The sequence below is a fragment of the Mesobacillus selenatarsenatis SF-1 genome, from assembly GCF_000813125.1.
Taxonomy (GTDB): domain Bacteria; phylum Bacillota; class Bacilli; order Bacillales; family Cytobacillaceae; genus Mesobacillus; species Mesobacillus selenatarsenatis.
Genome location: NZ_BASE01000030.1, coordinates 1 through 22,471 on the forward strand (window position 1 = coordinate 1; position 22,471 = coordinate 22,471).

The window sequence follows — 22,471 nt, forward strand, 5'->3', positions numbered from 1 at the left end:
CCTAGGCAAATGTCTGAAGATCTTTTCAATAAAAGACACTTATTTTCCAGTATTTACTTACCGAAAAAGTGTTTAAAAAATGTTAAAGTAGGGTTGTGGTTAAGTCTGAAAGTGAAGGTGATAGGTTTGGACGCTAAACAACTCTATAATAAAATGGTTGATTTTAAACAATATGGAACTGTACTTCTTGCTGTAGGAGTATTTTTTTACCTCGGTACGATCATTCCGTCTGAAACGAAAGTGATGACAGATATATATATTGCAACAGGTGCATCTGTTGGTTTCCTTGCTGGATCAGTATCATTCTTTTCAATCGCTAAGAAATTCCGTAGCCAGCTGATTGAAACTGAAGAAGGCCAGGAATTATTGATGAAGAAATAAACGTCCGTGCAGGGCGTTTTTTTTGGAGTATCAGAAAGTATTTCATCTTTGAATTTGAAAAATGTCTAGCTCCAGCGCCTAGCCCCTCGATCGTTTCGGTCCGACCAATAAATCAAACAACGACTTCACTGGTCGGCCCTCCAACGCTTGTCGGGGCGACAAAGGCGCTTGCGTTTTTTTTGTTGGATTTTGACGAATACTTTTTTGGAAAAAACGGCCAAAAAAAGGTTTACAAAATAAAGGAAAGTGGATATACTTACCAATGTGGTTAAATAATTCAAAAGGAGGTCGAGTGAAATGATCATGATTGGATACTGGAATAACGCACAAACTTCATATTGTAATTCGCATTCGACCGGATCGGAATGGATTATTTAAGCTGTTTTTTTAACTAATACATCCATGGCCGCAGGGAGAATCGTGCCCCTGTGGCTTTTTTTGTGCCCATTTTGCCGCAGGGGAGATATCCTTGCGGCTTTTTGGGGTGGACTTAAAAAGGAGGTGAACCGATAATGACCTTAAATATCTTGTTTTTAACAATTACAATCAACAAACGCCAAATGTCTTTAGAAGAATTTCGCCATAACGAAATGGTAGAAAAAATGATTGAAGATAACAAAACCCGTCAAACAATGCTGCGCCCGTTTTAATTCATTTGAATAAAAAACTTTAGAAAGGTGGAAAGAAAATGATTTATTTAATTCAAAGAAGACTGGCTAGCTTATGGGTGGAGAAGGACACCACCTAACGACGGAGTCGGGAGGAATTTGTATGTCACTGCATGTATTGCTATTAACCCTGATTTTCAAGAAAAAGAAATCCCATCGTTAACAAAATGTTCACATCCACTTCCTTTTAGCACCGTCATTATATGATAAATTTGGTGTAAACACGGGTAAATACTAAAGGGGTGATGGGCATGTTCTTGATTGTCATGGGATTGGTGATCTGTGGCGCTGTCGGTTTGGTAGTTGCTGCAGAAGTGAGTGTGGAATAGAGTGTTAAAAGGCATCGACCAATTGCGGTTGATGCCTTTTTTGTTTTCCTGAAACGCATATATGAAAAAAAGAAAACCCGGAGCAAATGCCTGGGTTTTTGTCATTGACCTTTATTCTTTTTCTTTTCTTTTTCGGCACGATAAAACTCATGGAACATTTTCATCAACGCCCTCTTCTCGATCCTGGAAACATAACTTCTCGAGATGCCAAGTTCTTTGGCAATTTCCCGCTGTGTTTTTTCCTTCTTTAAATCAAGGCCAAAGCGGCCAACAATGACCTCTTTTTCACGCTCATCGAGGACATCGATATATTCTTTTACTTTTTCAAGCTCCATATTGAGCTGGATGGTATCAATTACATCTTCTGATTCAGACTTCAGGACATCGATCAGCGAAATTTCATTTCCTTCTTTGTCCTGGCCGATAGGGTCATGCAATGAAACATCCTTTTTAGTTTTCTTCAATGCGCGCAAATGCATAAGAATCTCGTTCTCAATGCAGCGAGCAGCATATGTTGCCAGTTTGGTTCCTTTGCCTTCCGAATAGCTTTCGATTGCCTTGATCAGGCCAATTGTTCCGATAGAAATCAAATCCTCCGAATCCTCGCCGGTGTTTTCGAACTTTTTCACGATATGTGCGACAAGTCTTAGATTGTGCTCAATCAGCATATTTCTTGCGTGTGGGTCGCCAGTTGCCATCAACCTTAAGTACTTCCGCTCATCAGCTGCAGATAACGGTTGAGGAAATGCATTGTTTTTAACATACGAAACAAGAAGGATCACTTCTTTAACTAAGTAGCCGAGTGCTGTTAGTATGCCCGACATGTTTCCACCCCCGCTTTTTTAGGCTTTCGCCTATAATAAATTCCTATGTCTTAAAGGGGTGAATTGTGTCTGTCCGATTAAATATTTTGTTTTGGTAATTTAATCCAGATTAATATTACGAAGGAATCAATAGTTAAATTTGTGAACACCTTGTTTTGTCACTTTTTAGACTAAGAACGTTCACATAAAAGAAACAGACATAGAGGTAGGGGTATGGGTATAATTCAAGTGTAAAGAAAAAATCATTCGAAATTATTAGGAGGAAATAAATCATGGAACAGCAAGCACCATCTTTAGCGGTCATTTTATTATCGGAAGATCTTGAAAAGCTTCATGCAGGAGCGCTAGTCGGCTCAGTGGCATCAATGTCTGGCATGACTGTGAATGTATTCGTCACAATGAACGCATTGAAATCCTTCCGCAAAGACAGCTTTGAAACTACTGATTTCATCACTGGAACGATTGGAAAGGAAATGCTGGCTAAGAAAATCCCATTGTTCGATTCGCTTTTACAGGAAGGTAAAGATATGGGTGAGCTTAATATTTACGGATGCGCACTTGCAATGGACATCATGGATTGGCAAGAAGAAGACATGATCGATGTATTTGATGGAGTAATCGGGGTTACAAAATTCCTTGGTATGACTCAGGGTGCAACTGTTATTACAATGTAAGCTGCAGAAGCAGGAAAAAGTGATATGGCGTGCAGGCCTTTCAACCTTTTCCCCTTCATGCAAAAATAAAAAATCTTTTCTTATTTTAACATAAAACTTAACCATACAGGAGGAAAAAATCATGAGTGAAGTACAAGTAACTAAATCAATCGATGCAAGAGGAGCATATTGCCCAGGTCCGTTAATGGAATTGGTAAAAGGAATCAAGACAGCACAAGTTGGCGATATTGTAGAAGTTCTTTCAACTGATAAAGGTTCAGCAGTCGATATTCCTGAATGGGTAAATAAAATGGGCCACGAAATTGCTTACCTCGAAAATGACGGCGATGAATTCAAGATCGCGGTTAAAAAGGCAAAGTAAGTGATTGCTGTTTAATCAGCCTTCATAAAAGAATTCAATAAAGAGGTGTGGACCAAATGACTAAGAAAATCGTCGTTCTTGGAGCCGGCAGCGCGGGTACAATGGTTGCAAACAGACTCGCTCGCCAGCTTGGGGAAGAAATTAAAAAGCGTGAAGTCGAAATCACTTTGATTTCAAATACAGAAAAGCACATTTACCAGCCTGGATACTTATTCATTGCCTTTAATGAGAAGCCGTCTGAGCATTTCATCAGAAAGCAGGAAACACTTGTTCATAGACATGTAAACCTTGTTTATGATGATGTTGAAAAAATTGATGTTGAGAAAAAATCAGTCAAAGGGAAAAAACAGTACCAGTATGACTACCTTGTGATCGCAACTGGTTCACATCCTGACTTTGACAGTGTACCTGGCTTAAAAGAAGGAGCGCATAACTTCTATACGCTTGAAGGTGCAGAACGCCTTCGCACTGATCTTGCTGCAATGGAAAAGGGCAGAATCCTGATCACGATTGATGTCCCGCACAAGTGTCCGGCCGCTCCGCTTGAACTTGCGCTAATGCTTGATGATTATTACCGCAAGAATGGCAGACGTAAGGATATCGAAATCAAATATTCTTATCCTATCGGCCGTATCCATTCATTGGTTCCAGTTGCAGAATGGGCTCTTCCGCAGTTTGAAAAGCGCGATATCAAATACGAAACATTCTTCAACCTTGAAGAAGTGGATCCAAAGCGCAAAGTCGCTATCACGATGGATGGTTCGGAGCACGAATATGACATGCTTATTACGATTCCAGCTCATACTGGAGCTAAAGCAGTGATGGATTCTGGTATTGGAGATGAGTCCGGCTTCATTCCGACAAACCGTACAACACTGAAGATGATTGGCCAGGATGATGTGTACGTCATTGGTGATGCTACGAACCTTCCAATCAGCAAAGCTGGTTCAACAGCTCACTACCAATCTGAATCACTTGTTGCCAATATTATTAGCAGATTGACTGGTCGTCCGGAAACTGCTGTATACAATGGCAAGGTTGCGTGCTTCCTTGAAAACAGCCTTGAAGATGCCAGCATGATTACATTCGATTACAACAATCCTCCGCAGCCTGCAGAAACTTCTGACCTGCTGCACTGGTTCAAAGCTGTTTACAATGAGCTTTACTGGTTAAATGCCAAAGGGATTTTATAGAAGGGGTGGTTGAGATGGCTACAGAGACACCTCAAGAACAAAAAACGGAACAGCATAAACTCGTAGGCTTTACGAATGCAGCCATGAGTGCAGTTACCGGAGAAATGGTCTCAACAATTGCCGAAACAGGTGTGAAAATGGTTGAGATGGCGGATGACATCCTTCAGCCAGAAACACTTTCTTTACTGAAGGCTTTGCCTGAAGTGGCTGAGAACCTTGAGAGAACATTAATGGAAGTTAAACGGATGGAAGAAACCGGAGTTCTTAAATCATTAATGCAGCTATCTGATATGGCTGCAGCAATGAAGGGTGCTATGACAGGACCTATGGTTACGGACATGGCTGAAAAGGCTATCAAAGGTGTCGAGCTTGCGGATTCCTTCGTTCAGCTTGGTGCCATTGATCTGGTAGACGGAATGCTTACTGCATTCCATAATGCTCAAGAGGAAACAAAGGATAAAGAACCTTTGTCATCCATGCAGTTGATGAAGGCTGTCACGCAGAAAGAAACAAGGGAAGGTATGACATTAATGATTTCCTTCCTGCAAAACCTGCCGAAACAACTAAACAAATAGATAAGGAGAGGGGACTATCCCTCTCCTTTTCTTGTTTATCTATAATTTCAATGTGGATAACAATATGGGCTTTCTTAATCCAGCTCCAGCGCCTAACTCCTCGAGACGCTTCGGTCCTGCCAATGAAGTAAAAGACGACTTCACTGGGTAGCGCTTATCGGGGCTGAACGAGGCGAATGCGATTTTTGGTCATTATTTATATAGAATATCATTCTTCATGCCTGTCAGTTTCTCCAGTACTTGATTGATGTCTTCTTCCGATACATTGAACTCCCTTAGGCTAGCAGCAAGGTGATTGGCGATGGCGCCAAAGTGCTCATCGTTCAGGTTCATGCCTTTATGCGCGAGCTCCATGCTTCTTCCGGAATATTGGTTTGGTCCGCCCAATGCCCAGCTGATAAACAATGATTGGTGCCTGCGCTGTTTTTCCATGTCCGTTTCCTCGAAAAACTTATTGACTGTTTCATCTGCTAGTACCTTTTCGTAAAAAACATCGACTACTTTAGAAATGGCATCTTGTCCACCCAGACGATCGTATAAAGTTTCCATTCTATTATCCTCCTATCTAAAGTTAACGTCACTATTATTTCTCTTTATCCAAAGGATTATGAATGAAACCTTATAGAGCAAAGATACGAATTTAATCAATCCATTTATAGCCCACACCCCAAACAGTAGACAAATATTCGTCCACCGCAAAACCAGATTTCCGAAGTTTATCCCTTAGGTTCCTTACATGCGAATCGATCGTACGGTCTTCTGTATCGACACCATATCCCCATATGGTTGAGATTAAGTGTTCTCTTGTGAAAACCTTATTCATGTTTTGCAAAAATAAGCTGAGCAAGGCAAATTCCTTAGGCGTAAGAGGAATCGAAATGCCATTATACTGTACTTCATAGGAGTCTGTGTTAAGTTTCAATCCGTTGAAATTGAGAAGGGTACTTTTGACAGAGTGTCTCCTAAGCACTGCTTCGATTCTTGCAATTAATTCACCTTCATCAAAAGGCTTGGTTATATAGTCATCAGCTCCTATTTTCAAGCCTCTGACAACGTCTGGCTTCTCACTTCTGGCAGTAAGCATGATGACGGGGATATCCCAATGCCTGCGAATTTCACTGCATGTCTCCCAGCCATCCTTTTCGGGCATCATGACATCAAGCAACACGAGATCAGCATGGTTATCCTCCAGGAAGCTGATGGCGTCATTGCCGGAAGTTCTTTTGATGCATTTATATCCTGCTGGTGTTAAATACAGCGCAAGCAAATCAAGCATGCGCGTTTCATCATCTACTAACAAAATTGTGGCCATATAAAAACCCCTTGGAAAATATTCTTGAGTTTATCTTACACGAAAAGTTTGGAAAAACCATGCACTTATGATGAATTTCATATATCATTCTGGCTCTGTTTAAGCTTATTGATTTTTAAAAAGGTTTCGCTAAAAGCCCAAACCAAACTGGACAGAATCCCATAAAGTGATAATAGGATACAGAAAAGGAGTGTGAAAGTATGCCTTACGGTTACTATCCACCATACGGTGCACCCTATGGGGGGTATCCGGGATATTACGGCGGAAGTGGTGTATGGTTTGCACTGTTCATCATCCTGCTAGTCATCGTCCTGATTTTTGGCGGTTGGTGGTATTTCTACGGATAGAATGGAAAAAGGTTTATCCTTAAAACAGGGATAAACCTTTTTTCATTCCTAAAATTGTTTTCCCCGCCTTAGGTTTCAGTTAAATCCTTTCATAAAATCATTTGAAAAAATAGAAATTTTAGAAAAATAACATTATAATAATATAATAGAAAAAAAGGGGGAACAAATCAATGTCCAATACATACTCAGAAGTCTGGGACTTAGACGTCTTTTTTGAAGGAGGAAGTGATTCACCTGAATTCGCTGCGCACCTAAAGGCTGCAGGTGAGGAGATCACACAATTCAAGAAGGAACTTGAGGGCTGGCAGCCAGCTGACCAGGCAAGTGAAGCTGGCAGGCTGGCGAGTCTTGTTGAAATGTTTGATGGAGCAGCCAGGAAGGTAAGGCAGGCAGGGGCTTTTGTAAGCTGTTTGCATGCTCAGAATACTGGTGATAAAAAAGCCGGACAATTAAAATCGGCCGTTACAGAACTTAGTGCATCATTGCAAACAGCGCTGACGATCTTTGACCAGAAGCTATCCGGCTTTTCGGAAAGTGTTTGGGAGGAGCTTGTCCAGGAAGGACTGTTTCATGAGCTGCGTTTTGTACTGACAGAGCGCCGCGAACGGGCTGCGGAAAAGCTTTCAGAAAAAGAGGAATCAGCAATCAATGCCTTGAGTGTAGACGGCTACCATAGCTGGGGCCAAATGTATGACCTTCTTGTTGGTAATACGAAAATCAATTATAAAGAGGAAAGTTTATCTGTCGGCCAGGCAGCCAATAAGCTCTCTGATGCTGACCGCTCTGTGCGTAAAGAAATTTTTGCTCAATGGGAAAAAGCCTGGGGAGAGAAAGAGGATTTCTATGCAAAGACCCTGAACCACCTTGCAGGCTTTCGATTGAATGTCTATAAATTGCGGAGCTGGGAAGATGTATTGAAAGAGCCGCTTGATATTAATAGGATGGAAAAAGAAACTCTTAATGCCATGTGGGAAGTCATCTCCGACAATAAGGAGCCATTTGTTCAGTTCCTGAATCGTAAAGCGAAGCTGCTTGGAGTTGAAAAGCTTAGCTGGTATGATTTGGATGCGCCAATTGGCAGTGCGGAATCTAAAATGTCCTATCAGGAAGGGGCAGATTTCATCGTCGATAATTTCGAGCAATTTGGCAAGGAAATGGCTGACTTTGCGAAAATAGCATTTGAAAATAAGTGGATTGAAGCGGAAGATCGTCCCGGAAAAGCTCCTGGTGGATTCCATACTTTCTTTCCGGAGAGCAGCCAATCCCGAATATTCATGACCTACTCAGGCACACCATCCAATGTCTCAACACTGGCTCACGAGCTTGGACATGGATTTCACACATATGCCATGAGAGATTTACACTTGCTGAATCGTAATTATGCGATGAACGTTGCTGAAACTGCCTCTACATTCGCTGAAATGATCGTTTCTGATGCTTCTGTAAAGAATTCGAAATCGAAAGAAGAGAAGCTCAGTCTGTTAGAGGATAAAATTCAGCGGTCGGTCGCGCTATTGATGAATATTCATTCCAGGTTCCTGTTTGAGACGAAATTCTATGAAGAGCGCAAGCAGGGAGTTGTTAACGCTGAAAGACTGGGTGAATTGATGGAAAATGCACAAACCGAAGCGTACGGTGGAGCTCTGGAGGAGTATCACCCGTTATTCTGGGCTTCGAAGCTGCACTTCTTTATTACTGGAGTCCCGTTTTATAACTTCCCGTATACATTCGGTTACTTATTCTCCCTTGGCATTTATGCAATGGCCCAGGAAGAAGGCAAGGGATATGAAGAAAAATATATCGCTCTGTTGAAGGACTCCGCTTCAATGACAGTCGAGGAGCTGGCACAAAAACACCTGAACGTCGACCTCACGAAAAAGGATTTCTGGGAAAAAGCAGTCCGTATGTGTGTGGAGGATGTCGAAGAATTTATGGCATTGACAGAGTAGTTACTGCTGCTTATAAAGGTATAGAAAGCTGACGAACAGGGTTCCTTTGCGGTTGAACCATGAAGGGCCAGACAAAGGCAAGCCTTGCGGAATGAATATACATGAGAAAACCCAGCCATTCAGGCTGGGTTTTTATACTTTTTTCAATTTGAAAGGACTGACCATCATCAGACTAAGGGTCAGCATAATGAACAGGAATGTCTGAGGCGGAACGTGGGGAATGGCCAGGAAGCTTAGTGTTGCCAGCACTCCTGCTGCTGTGATCGGCAACCCTGTGAAATAACCGTTATTCTCGGAGATATTGAATCTTGCAAGGCGGAAGGCGCCGCAGCCTATATAAAAAACGATGAAAAAGGCTCCTGGAGCACCGAAATCAGATAAAATTCCCTGATAGATTAATAATGCAGGTGCAACTCCAAATGATATAATATCACTCATGGAATCCAACTGCTTTCCAAGTTCTGATTCAATATTAAGTTTTCTGGCTACCATGCCGTCAAATCGGTCTGCAAGGGCGGCAATGAAAATCAACAAGAGGCTTAAGTTCAGATTACCGTGAATGGCCACGATAATCGCAAATCCACCTAAAGAAAGATTCGCCAATGTCAGAAGATTGGCTGTCTGGGATTTTACTTTCTTGACTGTTGAGTCGAGTACATCATGCAGAAACATATAATTTCACTCCTCATAATCAGAGGCTCTTTTCTCAAACTTTGTTGATATTGACTACAAAATAAGATTGAATAACCTTTTTTCTTTCCAAACTTGACTCTTTATAATGAGAAAAGAGCATAAACACTTAATACCCACCAGCAATATGGCTTTATATAACGTTAAAGTCGGCTTTAGGATTTCAACAACAACCTTTAGGAAAATAGCCTAATCAGAAAAGGGAACTAGCACATTGGGTTATTATATAATAATATATAATTCTAAGCTGATTATGCTATTTCGTAAAGATTTCTTTTAATAGTTTTCGAAATTTCAGATTAATTCCCGCGAAACAAAGCTTAATCTGTGCAAACACTTAAATAATAATCGGAGGTAAGAGTATTGTTTCAATCTATATATCGCTTGCTAATAGAATTGACAAATGGGAAGTGGACTTCGGCCATTTTGCATAAATTCGCAAAATCCAAGAGCAGCAAAAGAATTATTCCTTCGTTTGCTAAAACGTATAAAATCAACCAGGATGAAATGGAGAAGCCAATTGGAGATTATGAAAATCTCCATCAATTTTTCATCAGGAACCTAAAAGAAGGCGCAAGGAGAATAGATGAGGATCCTTTGTCAGTTGTTAGTCCAGTAGATTCAGTAATCGAAGAGATTGGACAAATCGAAGCTGATAAAACGATCATGGTAAAGGGAAAGGTTTATTCTATTTCTGAGATGCTCGGAAGTGACGAAGCAATGGCCAGGTACGAACAGGGGACTTATATGATCTTTTACTTGAGCCCAAGCCACTATCATCAAATTCACAGCCCGGTAACTGGAGAGGTAACCAATCAATGGACCTTGGGATTGAAGTCATACCCTGTCAATAAAATGGGGTTGAAGTATGGTAACTACCCGTTGTCTAAGAACTACCGAAAGATCACTGAAATCAGGCATAATGCTGGTATGACAGCGGTCATTAAAGTAGGAGCCATGTTTGTCAATTCGATTGAAACAACACATGATGGAACGAAGCTGGAGAAAGGTGATCAAATGGCATACTTCACCTTCGGCTCGACTGTAGTCTTACTGTTCGAAAAAGATACTATTAACCTGCTGCCGCAAATTACTCCTCCATACCATATTAAGTATGGTGAGAAAATCGGCACATTAAATGGACAAGACTGAAAAGCGGGGGCACAGGCTGAATCTGTGCCTTATCCTTTTCTATAACGTTTAACTCAAAAAAAAAGCCCTTTTAGGGGCTGTCAGGATGAGGCTTTAATTCGGTTAGATAATGAACGCCGGTGGATTTCCGTTTCAATCAAACGAATAAACTCATAGCTTAAATTCAATTCTCTTGCTTTATAATAAGACTCGATCAACAGCTCGTCCGACAGTTTACGCATTCCAGTCATTCACCCCCAAAAGGATCTTCTAAAACAGATGTTAATTGCATATAATTGTAAGTTATTTCGTTCTACCCTTACTCTAGCAGAATGAAACACGGAGAACAACTGTTCTAATTATCCACAGTTGGCAGTGGATAACCTGTGATTAATTTGTTTATAAATGGGAAATTATTAATAAAATCAATGTGTGTTATGTGAATAAGGTTATCCACAGGATTGGAAATCGTTGGATTTTGTCGAAAAGTTTTTTGGAATATTTTTAAAAAAGTTAAAGCCAAGCGAATAAATGCTGTTTTTGTCGACCTTTATCGGGTATTTTTCTTTATTTCCTATCCATTTAAATGTTTGTTTTGAATACGAGGATAAAATTGGGTATGATGTTAACGGTATGATAGGAATTTAATTAATGAGGTGTAATGAAATTGCTAAAGCATTTTTTGCCGGATCAGCATGTGAAAAGTATATTTGAAATCACGCCCGAAAGCCTAAAAGACAAAGGCGTGAAGGGCATCATAACAGATCTTGATAACACACTCGTTGAGTGGGATCGGCCGCTTGCGACCCCAAAGCTCATCGAATGGTTTGAAAATATGAGGAAACATGAAATACTCGTAACAATTGTTTCAAATAATAATGAGAAAAGAGTCAGGTCATTTTCCGACCCACTTAAAATACCATTCATATTTCAGGCGAGAAAACCGATGACTTCTGCATTTAATAAAGCATTAAAGCAAATGGGTTTGCGAAAAGAAGAAACGGTCGTGATTGGTGACCAGCTTCTAACCGATGTACTTGGCGGCAACAGAAGCGGCTTTCATACGATCCTCGTTGTTCCGGTTGCGCAGACGGATGGGTTTGTGACTAGATTCAACAGGAAAGTAGAAAGAAGAATTTTAAATTGGTTCAGGAAACAAGGAAAGCTGAATTGGGAGGACTAAGATTTGAGTGAGCAATTTAACTGTACAGGCTGTGGTGTCAAAATCCAGACGGAAAATCCAGAGGAATTAGGGTATGCTCCTGCCTCTTCATTAGAAAAAGAGGTTGTGGTATGCCAGAGATGCTTCCGCTTGAAAAACTATAATGAGATCCAGGATGTTAGCCTGACGGATGACGACTTTTTAAAAATATTGAATGAACTTAGCAGCAAGGATGCCCTGATCGTCAAGATTGTTGATATTTTTGACTTCAATGGGAGCTGGCTGCCAGGAATCCAGCGTTTCGCCGGCAAAAATCCAGTATTATTGATCGGCAATAAAGCGGATCTTGTTCCTAAATCTGTCAAGCAGCGAAAGTTGATTGACTGGATGAAGAAGGAATCCAGGGAATTGGGACTCAATCCGATTGATGTATCCCTCGTCAGTGCTGCAAAAGGATATAATATCAGGGAAGCTGCTGCGGCAATCGATGAATATCGCAATGGCAAGGATGTTTATATTGTAGGCTGTACAAATGTAGGGAAATCTACTTTTATCAATAGAATTATCAAGGAAGTGACAGGGGAAGGCGATGTGATCACCACCTCTCACTTTCCGGGAACTACACTTGATATGATAGAAATACCGCTTGAGGATGGAAAAGCGATTGTTGATACACCAGGTATCATCAACCATCATCAGATGGCGCACTACGTGGATAAGCGTGATTTAAAGTTCATCACACCTAAAAAAGAAATCAAGCCGAAGGTGTACCAATTGAATGAAGAGCAGACGCTGTTTTTCGGCGGTCTGGCACGTTTCGATTATATATCAGGCGGGAGAAGGTCTTTTTCATGCTATGTGCCGAATGAAATCAACATTCACCGAACAAAGCTTGAAAAGGCAGATGAGCTGTATGAAAATCATGCTGGTGAGCTTCTGACACCGCCGCGGCGTGAGCAGATGGATGAATTCCCTGAACTTGTCCGACATGAGTTCACAATTAAGGAAGCAAAAACCGATGTTGTATTTTCAGGACTTGGTTGGATAACGGTCAATGATGCGGGCGCAAAAATCGCGGCGCATGTTCCTAAAGGTGTTCATGTAATGCTGAGAAGGTCACTTATTTAGGAACGTTGTTTAGCAGGACCAAATCAAAAAGAAAGGGCGGGAGATGTAATGAAAAAGCTGTTCGGTGTCATCGGAGATCCTATCGCTCATTCGATGTCTCCTGCCATGCACAATGATTTATTTGATCTTTATGGAATAGATGCGGTTTATTTGCCTTTCCATGTGAGCAAGGGGAATCTAGAGAAGGCTGTGAAAGGCTTGAAAGCGCTGGGTGTGAGTGGATTCAATGTAACAATTCCACATAAAACAGATATCATCTCTCTCCTGGATAAAGTTGATCCTTTAGCAAGAGCGATAGGAGCGGTCAACACAGTAAAAAATGAGAATGGCCTTCTGGTAGGCTATAATACGGATGGTCCTGGCTTTGTAAAAGGGCTTGAATACATGGCTGCTGATCTTGGTTCAAGATCAGCTTTGATTATTGGTGCAGGGGGAGCTTCGAGGGGCATTTACTTTTCGATGGCCCAGGCCGGGATCGAGCGAATTGACCTGTATAATCGCACTCCCGAAAAGGCTGAAGAGCTTGTCAACTCTTGCCCTTTCAAAGTGGAATCAAATGTTATTGGCCGAGAAGCGGCTGAAAAGTCACTTGCTGAATATCAGCTAATCATACAGACAACTTCTATTGGTATGGTGCCAGATACAGAAAGTTTGCCGCTGTCTCCTGAAAACATAACCCGAAATACGATAGTTAGTGATATAATTTATAATCCATTGCAAACAAAGTTTTTAAAAGAAGCTGCCAGAATGGGAGCTGCTGTCCAGAATGGTGTGGGGATGTTTGTGTTCCAGGGAGCGCTTGCTTTTGAAATATGGACAGGGATTTTTCCTGACGTTAATAGAATGGAAATGAATGTTTTAAGAAATTTAGGAGGTTAACATATGTTAACAGGTAAGCAGAAACGTTTTTTAAGATCGAAAGCCCATCATCTTACTCCGATTTTTCAAGTTGGAAAAGGTGGGGTAAATGAAAATATGATCAAGCAAATCGCAGATGTGCTGGAAGCGAGAGAATTGATTAAGGTCAGCATCCTGCAGAACTGTGACGAAGACAGGGATACTGTGGCTGAACAGCTGTCTCGCGGTGCTAAGGCAGAGCTTGTCCAGGTAATTGGTAATACCATTGTTTTATACAAAGAGTCCCGTGAAAATAAGCAAATCGTTCTTCCAAGATAAATACTGGGAGGTGCCTGTTTGAAAAAAGTTGGCATTTTAGGCGGAACCTTCAATCCGCCGCATACCGGACATTTAGTTATTGCGAATGAAGTGTTACATGCTTATGGGCTGGATGAGATTTGGTTCATGCCAAATCAGGTACCGCCGCACAAAACTGTAGATGAGCCCATCAGCCAATCAGACAGGCTGGCTATGCTCGGGCTTGCTATTGCTGATAACCAGCAATTCAGGATTGAAAAAGCAGAGCTCGAGAGAAGCGGTCCATCTTACACGTTTGAAACGATGAAAATATTAAAAGATATGTATAAAGAAACCGATTTCCACTTTATCATTGGTGGTGATATGGTTGAATATCTGCCAAAATGGCATAAAATAGATGAATTATTGAAAATGGTCAAGTTTGTGGGTGTCAGCAGGCCATCATACAGTACTGATTCACCTTATGATATTCTTTATGCAGAAACACCACAAATGGACATCTCTTCAAGTATGATTAGAGACAGAGTGAGGGACGGCCGGAGCATACGCTATCTGCTTCCTGATCCGGTCAGGGTTTATATAGAGGAGCATGGTTTATATGGAACGTGAACAAGCACTTCAGATAGTGAAGCCACAACTAACTGAACACCGCTATCAGCATACTCTTGGCGTGATGGAGACAGCCATCAAACTGGCCGGGAAATATGGAGCAGATATAAAGAAAGCGGAACTGGCTGCTATTTTTCATGATTATGCTAAATTCCGCCCGAAGGATGAAATGAGACAAATCATTGAGGAACAAAAAATGCCTGCAATCTTGCTTGAGTTTAACAGTGAACTCTGGCATGCGCCAGTCGGGGCGTTCCTCGCAGAAAAGGAAGCCGGAATCGACGACAAGGAAATTCTTGATGCAATCCGTTACCATACTTCAGGAAGGATTGGCATGACGCTTCTTGATAAAGTCATCTATCTGGCTGACTATATTGAGCCAGGCCGCCATTTTCCAGGAGTGGATGAAGTAAGGGAACTGGCAGAGAATGATTTGGACAGAGCATTGACTCAATCAATGAAAAATACAATTCAATTTTTAATGAAGAAAAACCAGCCGGTCTTTCCAGATACATTTAATGCATACAACAGCATCGTACAAAATTCAGGAGGTTGATTTAATGAGTGAGCGCGAATTATTAATAACAGCGGTAAAAGCAGCAGACGATAAAAGAGCAGAAGATATTATGGTACTGAATATGAAAGGCATCTCATTGATTGCCGATTACTTTGTCATCTGCCACGGAAATTCTGATAAGCAGGTACAGGCTATTGCCCGTGAAATCAGAGAAAAAGCAGAAGAACAGGGATATAATCTTAAGAGAATGGAAGGTTTTGACGAAGCAAGGTGGGTGCTGATTGATATCGGTGATGTTGTTGTCCATGTCTTCCACAAAGAAGAGCGAAGCTACTATAACCTTGAGCGCCTATGGGGAGATGCTCCGATCGAAAACGTGCAGAGTGAGCTTAATTAATGTCTTACGAAAGGTTCGCTTATTTGTATGATGAGCTCATGCAGGATGTTCCCTATGATGAATGGGTTTCGATTGTAGAGGCATACAAAGAGAAATATCAAGTGAACGGAATGAAGCTCCTCGACCTCGCATGCGGAACCGGGGAGCTATCTGTAAGATTTGCGCAAAAAGGCTTTGATGTGACCGGCGCGGATTTATCAAGTGATATGCTCTCAGTAGCCCAGTCGAAAGCTCAGGCGCTATCGCTGCCAATACAATTTTTTCAGCAGGACATGACAGAGCTTGATGATTTAGGTGAATTTGATATCATTGGCATCTTTTGTGATTCGCTGAATTATTTAGAGGATGAACAGGCAGTCCGCCAGACATTCGAAGGGGTGTCCCGCCTTTTGAAAAAAGGGGGCTTATTCCTGTTTGATATCCATTCTGTCTATAAAATGGAACAGATTTTCTCAGACGCGACATTTACCTGGGATGATGAAGAAATCACATATATTTGGAATAGCTTCAAGGGGGAAGGCGCTTACAGTGTTGAACATGAGCTCACCTTTTTCGTCTTGGATGAAGGAGCCGGAAAGTATGACCGAGTCGATGAATTGCATTACCAGCGTACATATCCAAAGGATTCCTATGTAAAATGGTTAGAGCAAGCCGGCTTTGAGAGTATTGAGATTACCGGGGACTATTCACTTAAAGCTCCCGAGCCAACAGCTGAGCGTTTATTTTTTGCGATGGTAAAGAAATAAAGTAGAAAGGCTCCCGATTCTTTGGGAGCCTTTCTTGTGCTAAATTTGTCACATTTATATAGGAGGATTATAAAGGCCAATAGCGAAATCTTTTAGGGACCGAATTGTTCCTTCGTTTTTTCCAGTTCTTCTGCAAATTTTTTATGAGTAGCCTGAAATATCTGTTCAAACATATCTCCCGTTTCGCTTTCAAGTACCTTGATTCCTTCTCCTGTTATGCCGCCTTTAACGCAAACCTTTTCCTGTAAAGTTTGTAAAGTATAATGATTTTGACTCAATAATTCTCCTAAACCAATCAGCATCTCACTTGATAGTTTGGTGGCAGTTTCCTGATCAATTTCCGTTTCCTTGACCGCCCCATTGATAAAACTCTGAACAAGGTGACTGAAGAAAGCTGGACCGCAGCTGACAATATCTGATGCCACTCTTGTGATATTCTCCTCGATTTCCAGTGGAACAGATACCTTTTTGAAAAGGGTAAATAATGCTTCCCTCCATTCGGTCGTGCATCGAGTTCCAAACGAGAAAAGTGAGATACCTGCAAGCGCTCTGTTTGTAATGCTTGGAATGATTCTCATGACAGAACAATCCACTTTGCTTTCTATTTGCCCTACACTAATTGGGCTTGTTATGGAAATTACACATTTATCCCTTGTGAGCACAGGATTGATGGTCTTGAGGACTCCTAAAACATGATGGGGCTTAACGCATACGAAAATTGCATCAGCGTTTTCTGCAACTTCTACAGCATTCTCGCCAACCGATAAGCCAGGATATATTTTTTTAATCTCTAAAGCTTTTGATAATGTCCTATTTGTGATCATCATTGAAGAAGGGGAAACGGCATTCCCATCAATGAGAGCTTCGGCGAGAATTCTCCCCATATTCCCTGTGCCTATAATCCCTATTTTCATAACCCTTCCCTCCTTCGTACATTTATTCTCCTATATCCATATGATTTCAAGTTTTAGTTTATGACATATAGAAAGGTGTTGACCGTTTGTGGACTGGATCAGAGAAAACAAAATCTATGTTATTGCAGGAATAACGGCTGTATTATTTTTTCTTTATTCATCCTTTGATAAAGAAGATGAATTAACTGAAATGAATGAAGGAACTGTAGCTATGGTTGCAGATGTCGAAACTAACAGTGATGAAAAAGATGAATCGAATGTCGAGGAAAAAATAATGGTCATGATGGCTGACATCAAAGGCGCAGTCGAAAACCCTGGCGTTTACGAAATCTATGAGGGAGGAAGGGTGGTGGACCTAATTGAACTGGCAGGAGGGCTTGCGAAGGACGCCGATACGGCTGCCATCAATTTCGCGTTATATGTTCAGGACGAAATGGCCATATATGTACCGCGAATCGGCGAGGATGTTAATGCCGTCCTCCCTGTACAGGTGGGGGAGACGGCAGAAAATGGGACAGTGAACCTGAACTCTGCCGGGTCCAGTGAGCTCCAGACATTGCCGGGGATAGGTCCTGCAAAAGCAGAGGCCATTATTGAATATCGCGAATCGAACGGTCCGTACAAATCAATCGAGGATTTAAAAGAAATCAGCGGAATTGGTGATAAGACTTTCGAAAAATTGAAGGACTTGATTTCGGTAAAATAGATGTATTGAAATTGACTCTTTGATGATTAGTATTAAAATTAGATACATGGAAAGGGTTTATTTAAAATACCTGTACATTTTTTGAGCTTTTAAAGGGGGATTACAGCATGGAACGAAAGAGTTGGGATGAATACTTTTTGGATATCGCTGAAGAAGTTGGGACACGCTCTACCTGCCCCAGGCTGCATGTAGGCTGTGTCATTGTAAAGGACAAGCACATTGTATCAACTGGTTACAACGGCTCCATACATGGCCATGACCACTGTGAGGATGCCGGCTGCCTGATTAACGAACAGGGAAGATGCATAAGGACCCTTCACGCTGAAGAGAATGCCGTCATCCATGCCGACAGAGGACTTTTAAAGGGAGCAACAGCCTTTGTTACCCACGAGCCTTGTGAAAAATGCTCCAAGACACTTGCACAGTCAGGGATTACAAGAATCGTATACCGCAGCGCCTATCCTAACAAGTATAATGAACTTTTCTTAAGGGATGTTGAGGTTGTCCACTTATCTAAATAACTTAATAAAGGAAAAGAGAATATGTTGCCAAATCGATTTTGGCCTATTAAAGGACAGCTGTTTTACCTTGCAGCTGTCTCCTTACTGGGTCTTTTGACCATTACTGAAAACAAGTTCATATACGGGGGATTGTTCCTGCTTAATATGATCCTGTTAAAAAAGCTGAAGAAACTCCCTGCTTCCACACTTGTGCTTATGGCGGGCTGCTACCTCATTTTTATGGCCGCGGGGTATTCAGAGTCACATTCTGAATCAATTTTAACTGGCAATGAAAAAAACTTCCTGATATTATTTGACGATGAAATCAAACTGGACGGTGACTTGCTTTTTGCTTACGGAAAAGCATTGCCTACTAATGAAAAACTGGTTGTCAAATACAGAATCAAGTCAAATACCGAACAACATATTATCCAAACACTTCTTACTCCTGGAATGGCATGTGCAGCGTCCGGGGTCCTTAATCGTCCATCTCCTGCCCGAAATCCCAATGCATTCGATTACAAAGCTTATCTTCAACTGAACGATATTTTCTGGATCTTTGATGTCGACAAACTGTCTCTGGAAACCTGTTATCAACAATCAGATGGAATTTTAACTGCATTAAAAGCCTTTAGGCATAATGAAATTGCCAGGATAAAAGAAACTTTGCCAGATGAAACTTCCGCCCTCGCTGCAGCGCTGGTTTTTGGAGAAAGAAATCTATTCAACCCCGAAACAGAACGATCTTACCAGAAAATAGGGATCGTCCATTTGCTGGCTATTTCCGGCCTGCATGTTGGCTTGCTTACTGGTATGATTTATTTTATTTGTATCAGGATGGGGGTGACGAAGGAAAAAACTGAAATTTTGTTAATGGCCTACTTGCCGGTTTACGCAGTTATTACCGGGCTAGCTCCTCCGGTAGTCAGGGCAGCCGCGATGCTGATTATGTTGATTGGCTCACGGCGATTATCGCTCCACATGACGCCCCTTGACGCAGTTTCAGCAACCTTTATGCTCATGGCACTTATCCAGCCGAGTATCATCTTTGATATAGGGTTCCAACTCTCCTTCGCTGTCAGCTTCTCTCTGGTCATTTCAGCACCGGTTATTCTGAAAGGTTTTAATTCGTTTGTAAAGAAGACTGCTGCGGCCTCTTTTATAGCTCAGCTGTCAAGCCTTCCTGTCATCCTTGCTTCTTTCTATGAAGTCTCTGCCATATCGATTTTTGCCAATCTCCTGTTCGTGCCGCTCTTCTCTTTCGTATTGCTTCCGCTTTTGTTGATTTCCTATGTAATTTTGTTGCTTCTGGGAGAGTTGCCTTCTTTTTATTTGTACTTCTTTGAGGACCTCGTACACCATGTAAACCTTTTAGCCATAAAACTGTCTGAGCTCCCGATGTCAACCATCATTATTGGTAAGCTTGAGCCATTTTTACTTATTGTGCAAATCATTTTGATTCCACTATTTTTTTTCAAATGGGAAGGTTTTATTTTTAAAAGTTAAAACCTCCTCTATGGCTTTTTACCTTGCCGTTACTTCCTCTATTACTGCAAATATTATTACCGTATTTGAATCCACATGGGCAAATCACCTTCCTGGATGTCGGGCAAGGTGACAGCATCTTCATCAGAATGCCGTATAATCAGGGCAATTATCTTATAGATACAGGAGGTGTCATGCCTTTCGAAAAAGAAAAGTGGCAGCAGAGAAGCAGTCAGTATGATCCCGGCAAGAAAATTGTCGTTCCATTTTTAAAAAGTGAAGGGGTCAGGACTGTGGATAAATTGATTTTGACCCACGGGGACGCGGATCATATAGGGGGAGCTGTCGCTTTGTTGGAGGAAATACGCGTAAAACAGCTGATAATACCGCGTGTTTCAGATAGATCTGTATTAGAGGAGGATATTATCCAGTTGGCCAGAAAGAAGGGAACAGACATTTATGTAGCCGGTTTAGGCACTGGATGGACAACTGCTGGAGGCGAATTTATGATTCTTAATCCAAGCGTAACCGTTGGGGAGCGAAACGACCAGTCAATTGTACTGCTTGCAGCTATTGGCGGAAAAAAGTGGCTTTTTACAGGAGATCTGGGCATTGAAGGAGAAAATTCAATGGCCAGGAAAATAAAGGACATTGACATAGATGTTTTAAAGATCGGGCATCATGGCAGCAAATACTCCAGTTCAGAATTTTTTCTGGAAAGAACGAACGCAGATTTTGCAGTCATTTCTGTAGGAGAGAATAACCGGTATGGCCATCCCGGCGAAGAAGTCATCAAAAGGTTAGAAGAACGTGGCATGCAGATTTTCAGGACCGATGAAGATGGTGCAATCATTTACAGGTTTAAAGACAATTCAGGAACGTTTACAACACATCTTCCATAGTATATAGCAAGAACAAATAGTTCTCTCCCCCGAAAATCACATGAACATGATAAGAGACTGCATTTTGTTAAATGCAGTCTCCAAAAGTTTATCCTATGTAGCCGTGATTAACTCCCGATTAACTGCACGACTGTCGCAATAATGAACATTGTTGCAAAGAATCCAAAAGAAACGATGAATCCAACACCTGAGTCAACAGCGTCATTGCGATTACTTTGGACATTTTCTTCGAATTGATTCACAGTCAATCCCCCCTAATAATTCTATAATAGTATAAGCGATTCAAATTAAAAAATCCAGTGTTCTCTGCGCAGCATTGTAATTGAAAAATTAAACCAAAGTTTGCTGCCTTCCTATATGTGTGTCAATGTACCAAGAGTTGTCACAAATACTTTTCCCGTCTGCGGCTAAAATAATCTTACCATGATGCACCGTTGAGATATAAGTATCCTAGGCCTTATATCTCAGCGTTCAATATAAATAGGGGAATTGGTCCGGATAGGGGGCCAATTCCCTTAGAATGCTTGTCAAAATGTCCAAGCTTCTTTACGATAGATATATGGCAAAACTGGATTGAACGGAGCGGAAAAAAGTGGTATTGGACATTTGGAAAAAAATAAGCAAAAAACAGGTGGATCCTGTCTATTTAATGTTTGGAACAGAAACCTTTCTAATAAATGAAACAAAACAACTCCTGGTGGACAATGTTTTGGATGACGAAGAAAAAGATTTCAATTATTCAGTTTACGATTTGGAAGAAACACCAATTGAGGCAGCGCTGGAAGATGCTGAAACTTTCCCGTTCATGGGAGAGAAACGATTGGTCATCCTTCAGAATCCTGTATTTTTGACATCGGAAAAGTCAAAAGGAAAGGTTGAGCATAACTTAGCGAAACTGGAGGAATATCTTTCACAGCCTGCGCCATACTCAATTGTTGTTTTTTCTGCACCTTACGAGAAACTGGACGAACGAAAGAAAGTGACTAAGGAGTTAAAGCGGAAAGCTACGGTCATCGAAGCCAAGAAGCTGAGTGAACAAGAAACAAAAGTCTGGGTAGAAGAACGCGCTCAGGTAAATGGAGCTATAATTGATAATGATGCAATCGAGCTTCTATTGACGCTTGCGGGTACGAATTTGTTCATGCTGACTTCTGAAATTGATAAACTTGCGCTTTATGCGGGAGAAAACGAGCCAATCAGCAGGGAGATTGTCGACCGACTGACTGCAAGGTCGTTGGAACAGAATATTTTTTCGCTGGTCGACAAGGTTGTCCATCGAAATGTAGAGTCAGCCTTAAGGATTTATTATGATTTGTTAAAACAAAACGAAGAACCGATTAAGATTCTTGCCGTGATTACGGGGCAATTCAGGCTAATATACCAGGTGAAGGAGCTTGCTCGAAAAGGGTATGGCCAGCAGCAGATTGCCGGGACTTTGAAAGTCCATCCTTTCAGGGTGAAATTGGCAGCGGGGCAGGCAGGATCGTTTTCTGATGAGGAATTGACCAGGATCATGAAGCTTCTTGCTGACGCGGATTACCAAATGAAAACTGGCGGCATGAAAAAAGAAATGCTTATTGAAATGATTTTGTTCCAGATTAACGGCAGGAAATAATTTTACATAAGGCTGTTTTCGTAAAGATTTGATGTTAAAATCCTAAAGCCGATTTTAACGTAATATATTACCGTTTTGCAGGTGAATGCTCTCTTCTCATAAGAAGAGTCAACTTTACCAAAAAAAATAGGTGATTCATCCCATTTTGTATTCAATAACACAAAGTTTGAGAAAAGAGCCTTACATAAAGAGCAAAATAAA

General features: G+C 41.3%; 30 protein-coding genes. 22 read left to right on the top strand and 8 right to left on the bottom strand.

Features of this window, described 5'->3' with window-relative positions:
* Together TY49_RS24190 and TY49_RS24195 are read left to right on the top strand one after the other, a co-directional pair.
* Nucleotides 1-381: YrhC family protein (locus tag TY49_RS24190; protein ID WP_232310400.1), on the top strand; the 381-nt coding region annotated here is incomplete at its 5' end.
* Between the two features lie 512 nt (nt 382-893).
* Nucleotides 894-1,031 (top strand): YrzI family small protein, encoded by a 138-nt coding sequence (locus tag TY49_RS24195; protein WP_084135409.1) that lies wholly within the window; start codon nt 894-896, stop codon nt 1,029-1,031.
* A gap of 448 nt (nt 1,032-1,479) precedes the next feature.
* Here the strand turns inward: TY49_RS24195 and sigK are convergent, their stop codons facing one another.
* Nucleotides 1,480-2,202: an RNA polymerase sporulation sigma factor SigK gene (gene sigK, locus TY49_RS06880; RefSeq protein WP_041965170.1), complete on the bottom strand. Its 723-nt coding sequence runs from the start codon at nt 2,200-2,202 to the stop codon at nt 1,480-1,482.
* Between the two features lie 272 nt (nt 2,203-2,474).
* Here sigK and TY49_RS06885 point away from each other — a divergent pair, with 272 nt between their 5' ends.
* The 4 genes from TY49_RS06885 (at nt 2,475) to TY49_RS23865 (ending at nt 5,005) form a co-directional block, all read left to right on the top strand.
* Nucleotides 2,475-2,876: a DsrE/DsrF/DrsH-like family protein gene (locus tag TY49_RS06885; protein WP_041965171.1), complete on the top strand. Its 402-nt coding sequence runs from the start codon at nt 2,475-2,477 to the stop codon at nt 2,874-2,876.
* 121 nt (nt 2,877-2,997) lie between these two features.
* The gene (locus tag TY49_RS06890; protein WP_041965172.1) at nt 2,998-3,237 is read left to right on the top strand and encodes a sulfurtransferase TusA family protein; all 240 of its coding nucleotides are present in this window, start codon (nt 2,998-3,000) and stop codon (nt 3,235-3,237) included.
* Nucleotides 3,238-3,293: 56 nt separating this feature from the next.
* Nucleotides 3,294-4,430 carry an NAD(P)/FAD-dependent oxidoreductase gene (locus TY49_RS06895; RefSeq protein WP_041965173.1) on the top strand — a complete coding sequence of 379 codons (1,137 nt, stop codon included), beginning with the start codon at nt 3,294-3,296 and terminating at the stop codon, nt 4,428-4,430.
* Between the two features lie 14 nt (nt 4,431-4,444).
* A complete protein-coding gene (locus tag TY49_RS23865) occupies nt 4,445-5,005 on the top strand; it encodes a helical membrane plugin domain-containing protein (protein WP_052442113.1) in 561 nt (186 codons plus the stop codon).
* 192 nt (nt 5,006-5,197) lie between these two features.
* Here TY49_RS23865 and TY49_RS06905 read toward each other — a convergent pair whose 3' ends face one another.
* Together TY49_RS06905 and TY49_RS06910 are read right to left on the bottom strand one after the other, a co-directional pair.
* On the bottom strand, nt 5,198-5,554 hold the full coding sequence (locus tag TY49_RS06905; RefSeq protein WP_041965174.1) for a group I truncated hemoglobin: 357 nt from the start codon (nt 5,552-5,554) through the stop codon (nt 5,198-5,200).
* A 91-nt stretch (nt 5,555-5,645) separates the two neighbouring features.
* Nucleotides 5,646-6,317, bottom strand: coding sequence for a response regulator transcription factor (locus tag TY49_RS06910; protein WP_041965175.1), 672 nt, complete (start codon nt 6,315-6,317; stop codon nt 5,646-5,648).
* A gap of 200 nt (nt 6,318-6,517) precedes the next feature.
* Between TY49_RS06910 and TY49_RS24930 the strand changes: the two genes are divergently transcribed.
* Both TY49_RS24930 and TY49_RS06915 read left to right on the top strand, forming a co-directional pair.
* Complete coding sequence (locus TY49_RS24930) at nt 6,518-6,664, top strand: hypothetical protein (RefSeq protein WP_170029993.1); 147 nt, start codon at nt 6,518-6,520, stop codon at nt 6,662-6,664.
* A 170-nt stretch (nt 6,665-6,834) separates the two neighbouring features.
* A complete protein-coding gene (locus tag TY49_RS06915) occupies nt 6,835-8,613 on the top strand; it encodes a M3 family oligoendopeptidase (protein WP_041965176.1) in 1,779 nt (592 codons plus the stop codon).
* A 132-nt stretch (nt 8,614-8,745) separates the two neighbouring features.
* Here TY49_RS06915 and pssA read toward each other — a convergent pair whose 3' ends face one another.
* Nucleotides 8,746-9,285, bottom strand: coding sequence for a CDP-diacylglycerol--serine O-phosphatidyltransferase (gene pssA / locus TY49_RS06920; protein WP_041965177.1), 540 nt, complete (start codon nt 9,283-9,285; stop codon nt 8,746-8,748).
* Nucleotides 9,286-9,666: 381 nt separating this feature from the next.
* Between pssA and TY49_RS06925 the strand changes: the two genes are divergently transcribed.
* Nucleotides 9,667-10,455, top strand: a complete 789-nt coding sequence (locus TY49_RS06925) for a phosphatidylserine decarboxylase (RefSeq protein WP_041965178.1) — start codon at nt 9,667-9,669, stop codon at nt 10,453-10,455.
* An 80-nt stretch (nt 10,456-10,535) separates the two neighbouring features.
* Here TY49_RS06925 and TY49_RS06930 read toward each other — a convergent pair whose 3' ends face one another.
* The gene (locus TY49_RS06930) at nt 10,536-10,676 is read right to left on the bottom strand and encodes a sporulation histidine kinase inhibitor Sda (RefSeq protein ID WP_041965193.1); all 141 of its coding nucleotides are present in this window, start codon (nt 10,674-10,676) and stop codon (nt 10,536-10,538) included.
* A 425-nt stretch (nt 10,677-11,101) separates the two neighbouring features.
* On the opposite strand from TY49_RS06930, the gene TY49_RS06935 reads away from it, so the two are divergent.
* Genes TY49_RS06935 through TY49_RS06970 form a run of 8 tightly spaced genes read left to right on the top strand, consistent with a single transcriptional unit; the run spans nt 11,102 to nt 16,148 of the window.
* Entirely contained in the window at nt 11,102-11,617 is a 516-nt protein-coding gene (locus tag TY49_RS06935; protein ID WP_041965179.1) for a YqeG family HAD IIIA-type phosphatase, read from the top strand.
* 3 nt (nt 11,618-11,620) lie between these two features.
* Entirely contained in the window at nt 11,621-12,724 is a 1,104-nt protein-coding gene (yqeH, locus tag TY49_RS06940; protein WP_041965180.1) for a ribosome biogenesis GTPase YqeH, read from the top strand.
* 48 nt (nt 12,725-12,772) lie between these two features.
* Nucleotides 12,773-13,603: a shikimate dehydrogenase gene (gene aroE, locus TY49_RS06945; protein WP_041965181.1), complete on the top strand. Its 831-nt coding sequence runs from the start codon at nt 12,773-12,775 to the stop codon at nt 13,601-13,603.
* Between the two features lie 3 nt (nt 13,604-13,606).
* Complete coding sequence (gene yhbY / locus TY49_RS06950) at nt 13,607-13,900, top strand: ribosome assembly RNA-binding protein YhbY (protein WP_041965182.1); 294 nt, start codon at nt 13,607-13,609, stop codon at nt 13,898-13,900.
* A gap of 18 nt (nt 13,901-13,918) precedes the next feature.
* Nucleotides 13,919-14,488: a nicotinate-nucleotide adenylyltransferase gene (locus TY49_RS06955; protein WP_041965183.1), complete on the top strand. Its 570-nt coding sequence runs from the start codon at nt 13,919-13,921 to the stop codon at nt 14,486-14,488.
* On the top strand, nt 14,478-15,044 hold the full coding sequence (yqeK, locus tag TY49_RS06960) for a bis(5'-nucleosyl)-tetraphosphatase (symmetrical) YqeK (RefSeq protein WP_041965184.1): 567 nt from the start codon (nt 14,478-14,480) through the stop codon (nt 15,042-15,044). The genes TY49_RS06955 and yqeK overlap by 11 nt, the downstream gene beginning before the upstream one ends.
* Before the next feature lie 4 nt (nt 15,045-15,048).
* A complete protein-coding gene (rsfS, locus tag TY49_RS06965; RefSeq protein WP_041965185.1) occupies nt 15,049-15,402 on the top strand; it encodes a ribosome silencing factor in 354 nt (117 codons plus the stop codon).
* Nucleotides 15,402-16,148 carry a class I SAM-dependent DNA methyltransferase gene (locus TY49_RS06970; RefSeq protein ID WP_041965186.1) on the top strand — a complete coding sequence of 249 codons (747 nt, stop codon included), beginning with the start codon at nt 15,402-15,404 and terminating at the stop codon, nt 16,146-16,148. The genes rsfS and TY49_RS06970 overlap by 1 nt, the downstream gene beginning before the upstream one ends.
* Before the next feature lie 92 nt (nt 16,149-16,240).
* On the opposite strand, the gene comER is transcribed toward TY49_RS06970, so the two are convergent.
* Nucleotides 16,241-17,062 (bottom strand): late competence protein ComER, encoded by an 822-nt coding sequence (comER, locus tag TY49_RS06975; RefSeq protein ID WP_041965187.1) that lies wholly within the window; start codon nt 17,060-17,062, stop codon nt 16,241-16,243.
* 88 nt (nt 17,063-17,150) lie between these two features.
* Here comER and TY49_RS06980 point away from each other — a divergent pair, with 88 nt between their 5' ends.
* The 4 genes from TY49_RS06980 (at nt 17,151) to TY49_RS23875 (ending at nt 20,655) form a co-directional block, all read left to right on the top strand.
* Entirely contained in the window at nt 17,151-17,768 is a 618-nt protein-coding gene (locus tag TY49_RS06980) for a helix-hairpin-helix domain-containing protein (protein ID WP_041965188.1), read from the top strand.
* Nucleotides 17,769-17,875: 107 nt separating this feature from the next.
* A complete protein-coding gene (locus TY49_RS06985) occupies nt 17,876-18,289 on the top strand; it encodes a deoxycytidylate deaminase (protein WP_041965189.1) in 414 nt (137 codons plus the stop codon).
* Nucleotides 18,290-18,310: 21 nt separating this feature from the next.
* Entirely contained in the window at nt 18,311-19,774 is a 1,464-nt protein-coding gene (locus TY49_RS23870; protein WP_052442114.1) for a ComEC/Rec2 family competence protein, read from the top strand.
* Nucleotides 19,775-19,839: 65 nt separating this feature from the next.
* Nucleotides 19,840-20,655 (top strand): ComEC/Rec2 family competence protein, encoded by an 816-nt coding sequence (locus tag TY49_RS23875; protein WP_232310402.1) that lies wholly within the window; start codon nt 19,840-19,842, stop codon nt 20,653-20,655.
* Nucleotides 20,656-20,762: 107 nt separating this feature from the next.
* Here TY49_RS23875 and TY49_RS24200 read toward each other — a convergent pair whose 3' ends face one another.
* Nucleotides 20,763-20,897, bottom strand: a complete 135-nt coding sequence (locus tag TY49_RS24200) for a YqzM family protein (protein ID WP_023627242.1) — start codon at nt 20,895-20,897, stop codon at nt 20,763-20,765.
* Nucleotides 20,898-21,247: 350 nt separating this feature from the next.
* Between TY49_RS24200 and holA the strand changes: the two genes are divergently transcribed.
* On the top strand, nt 21,248-22,270 hold the full coding sequence (gene holA, locus TY49_RS07000) for a DNA polymerase III subunit delta (RefSeq protein ID WP_041965190.1): 1,023 nt from the start codon (nt 21,248-21,250) through the stop codon (nt 22,268-22,270).
* Between the two features lie 2 nt (nt 22,271-22,272).
* Here holA and TY49_RS25215 read toward each other — a convergent pair.
* Nucleotides 22,273-22,471 (bottom strand): hypothetical protein (locus TY49_RS25215; protein WP_232310401.1); only part of this gene is annotated, 199 nt, incomplete at its 5' end.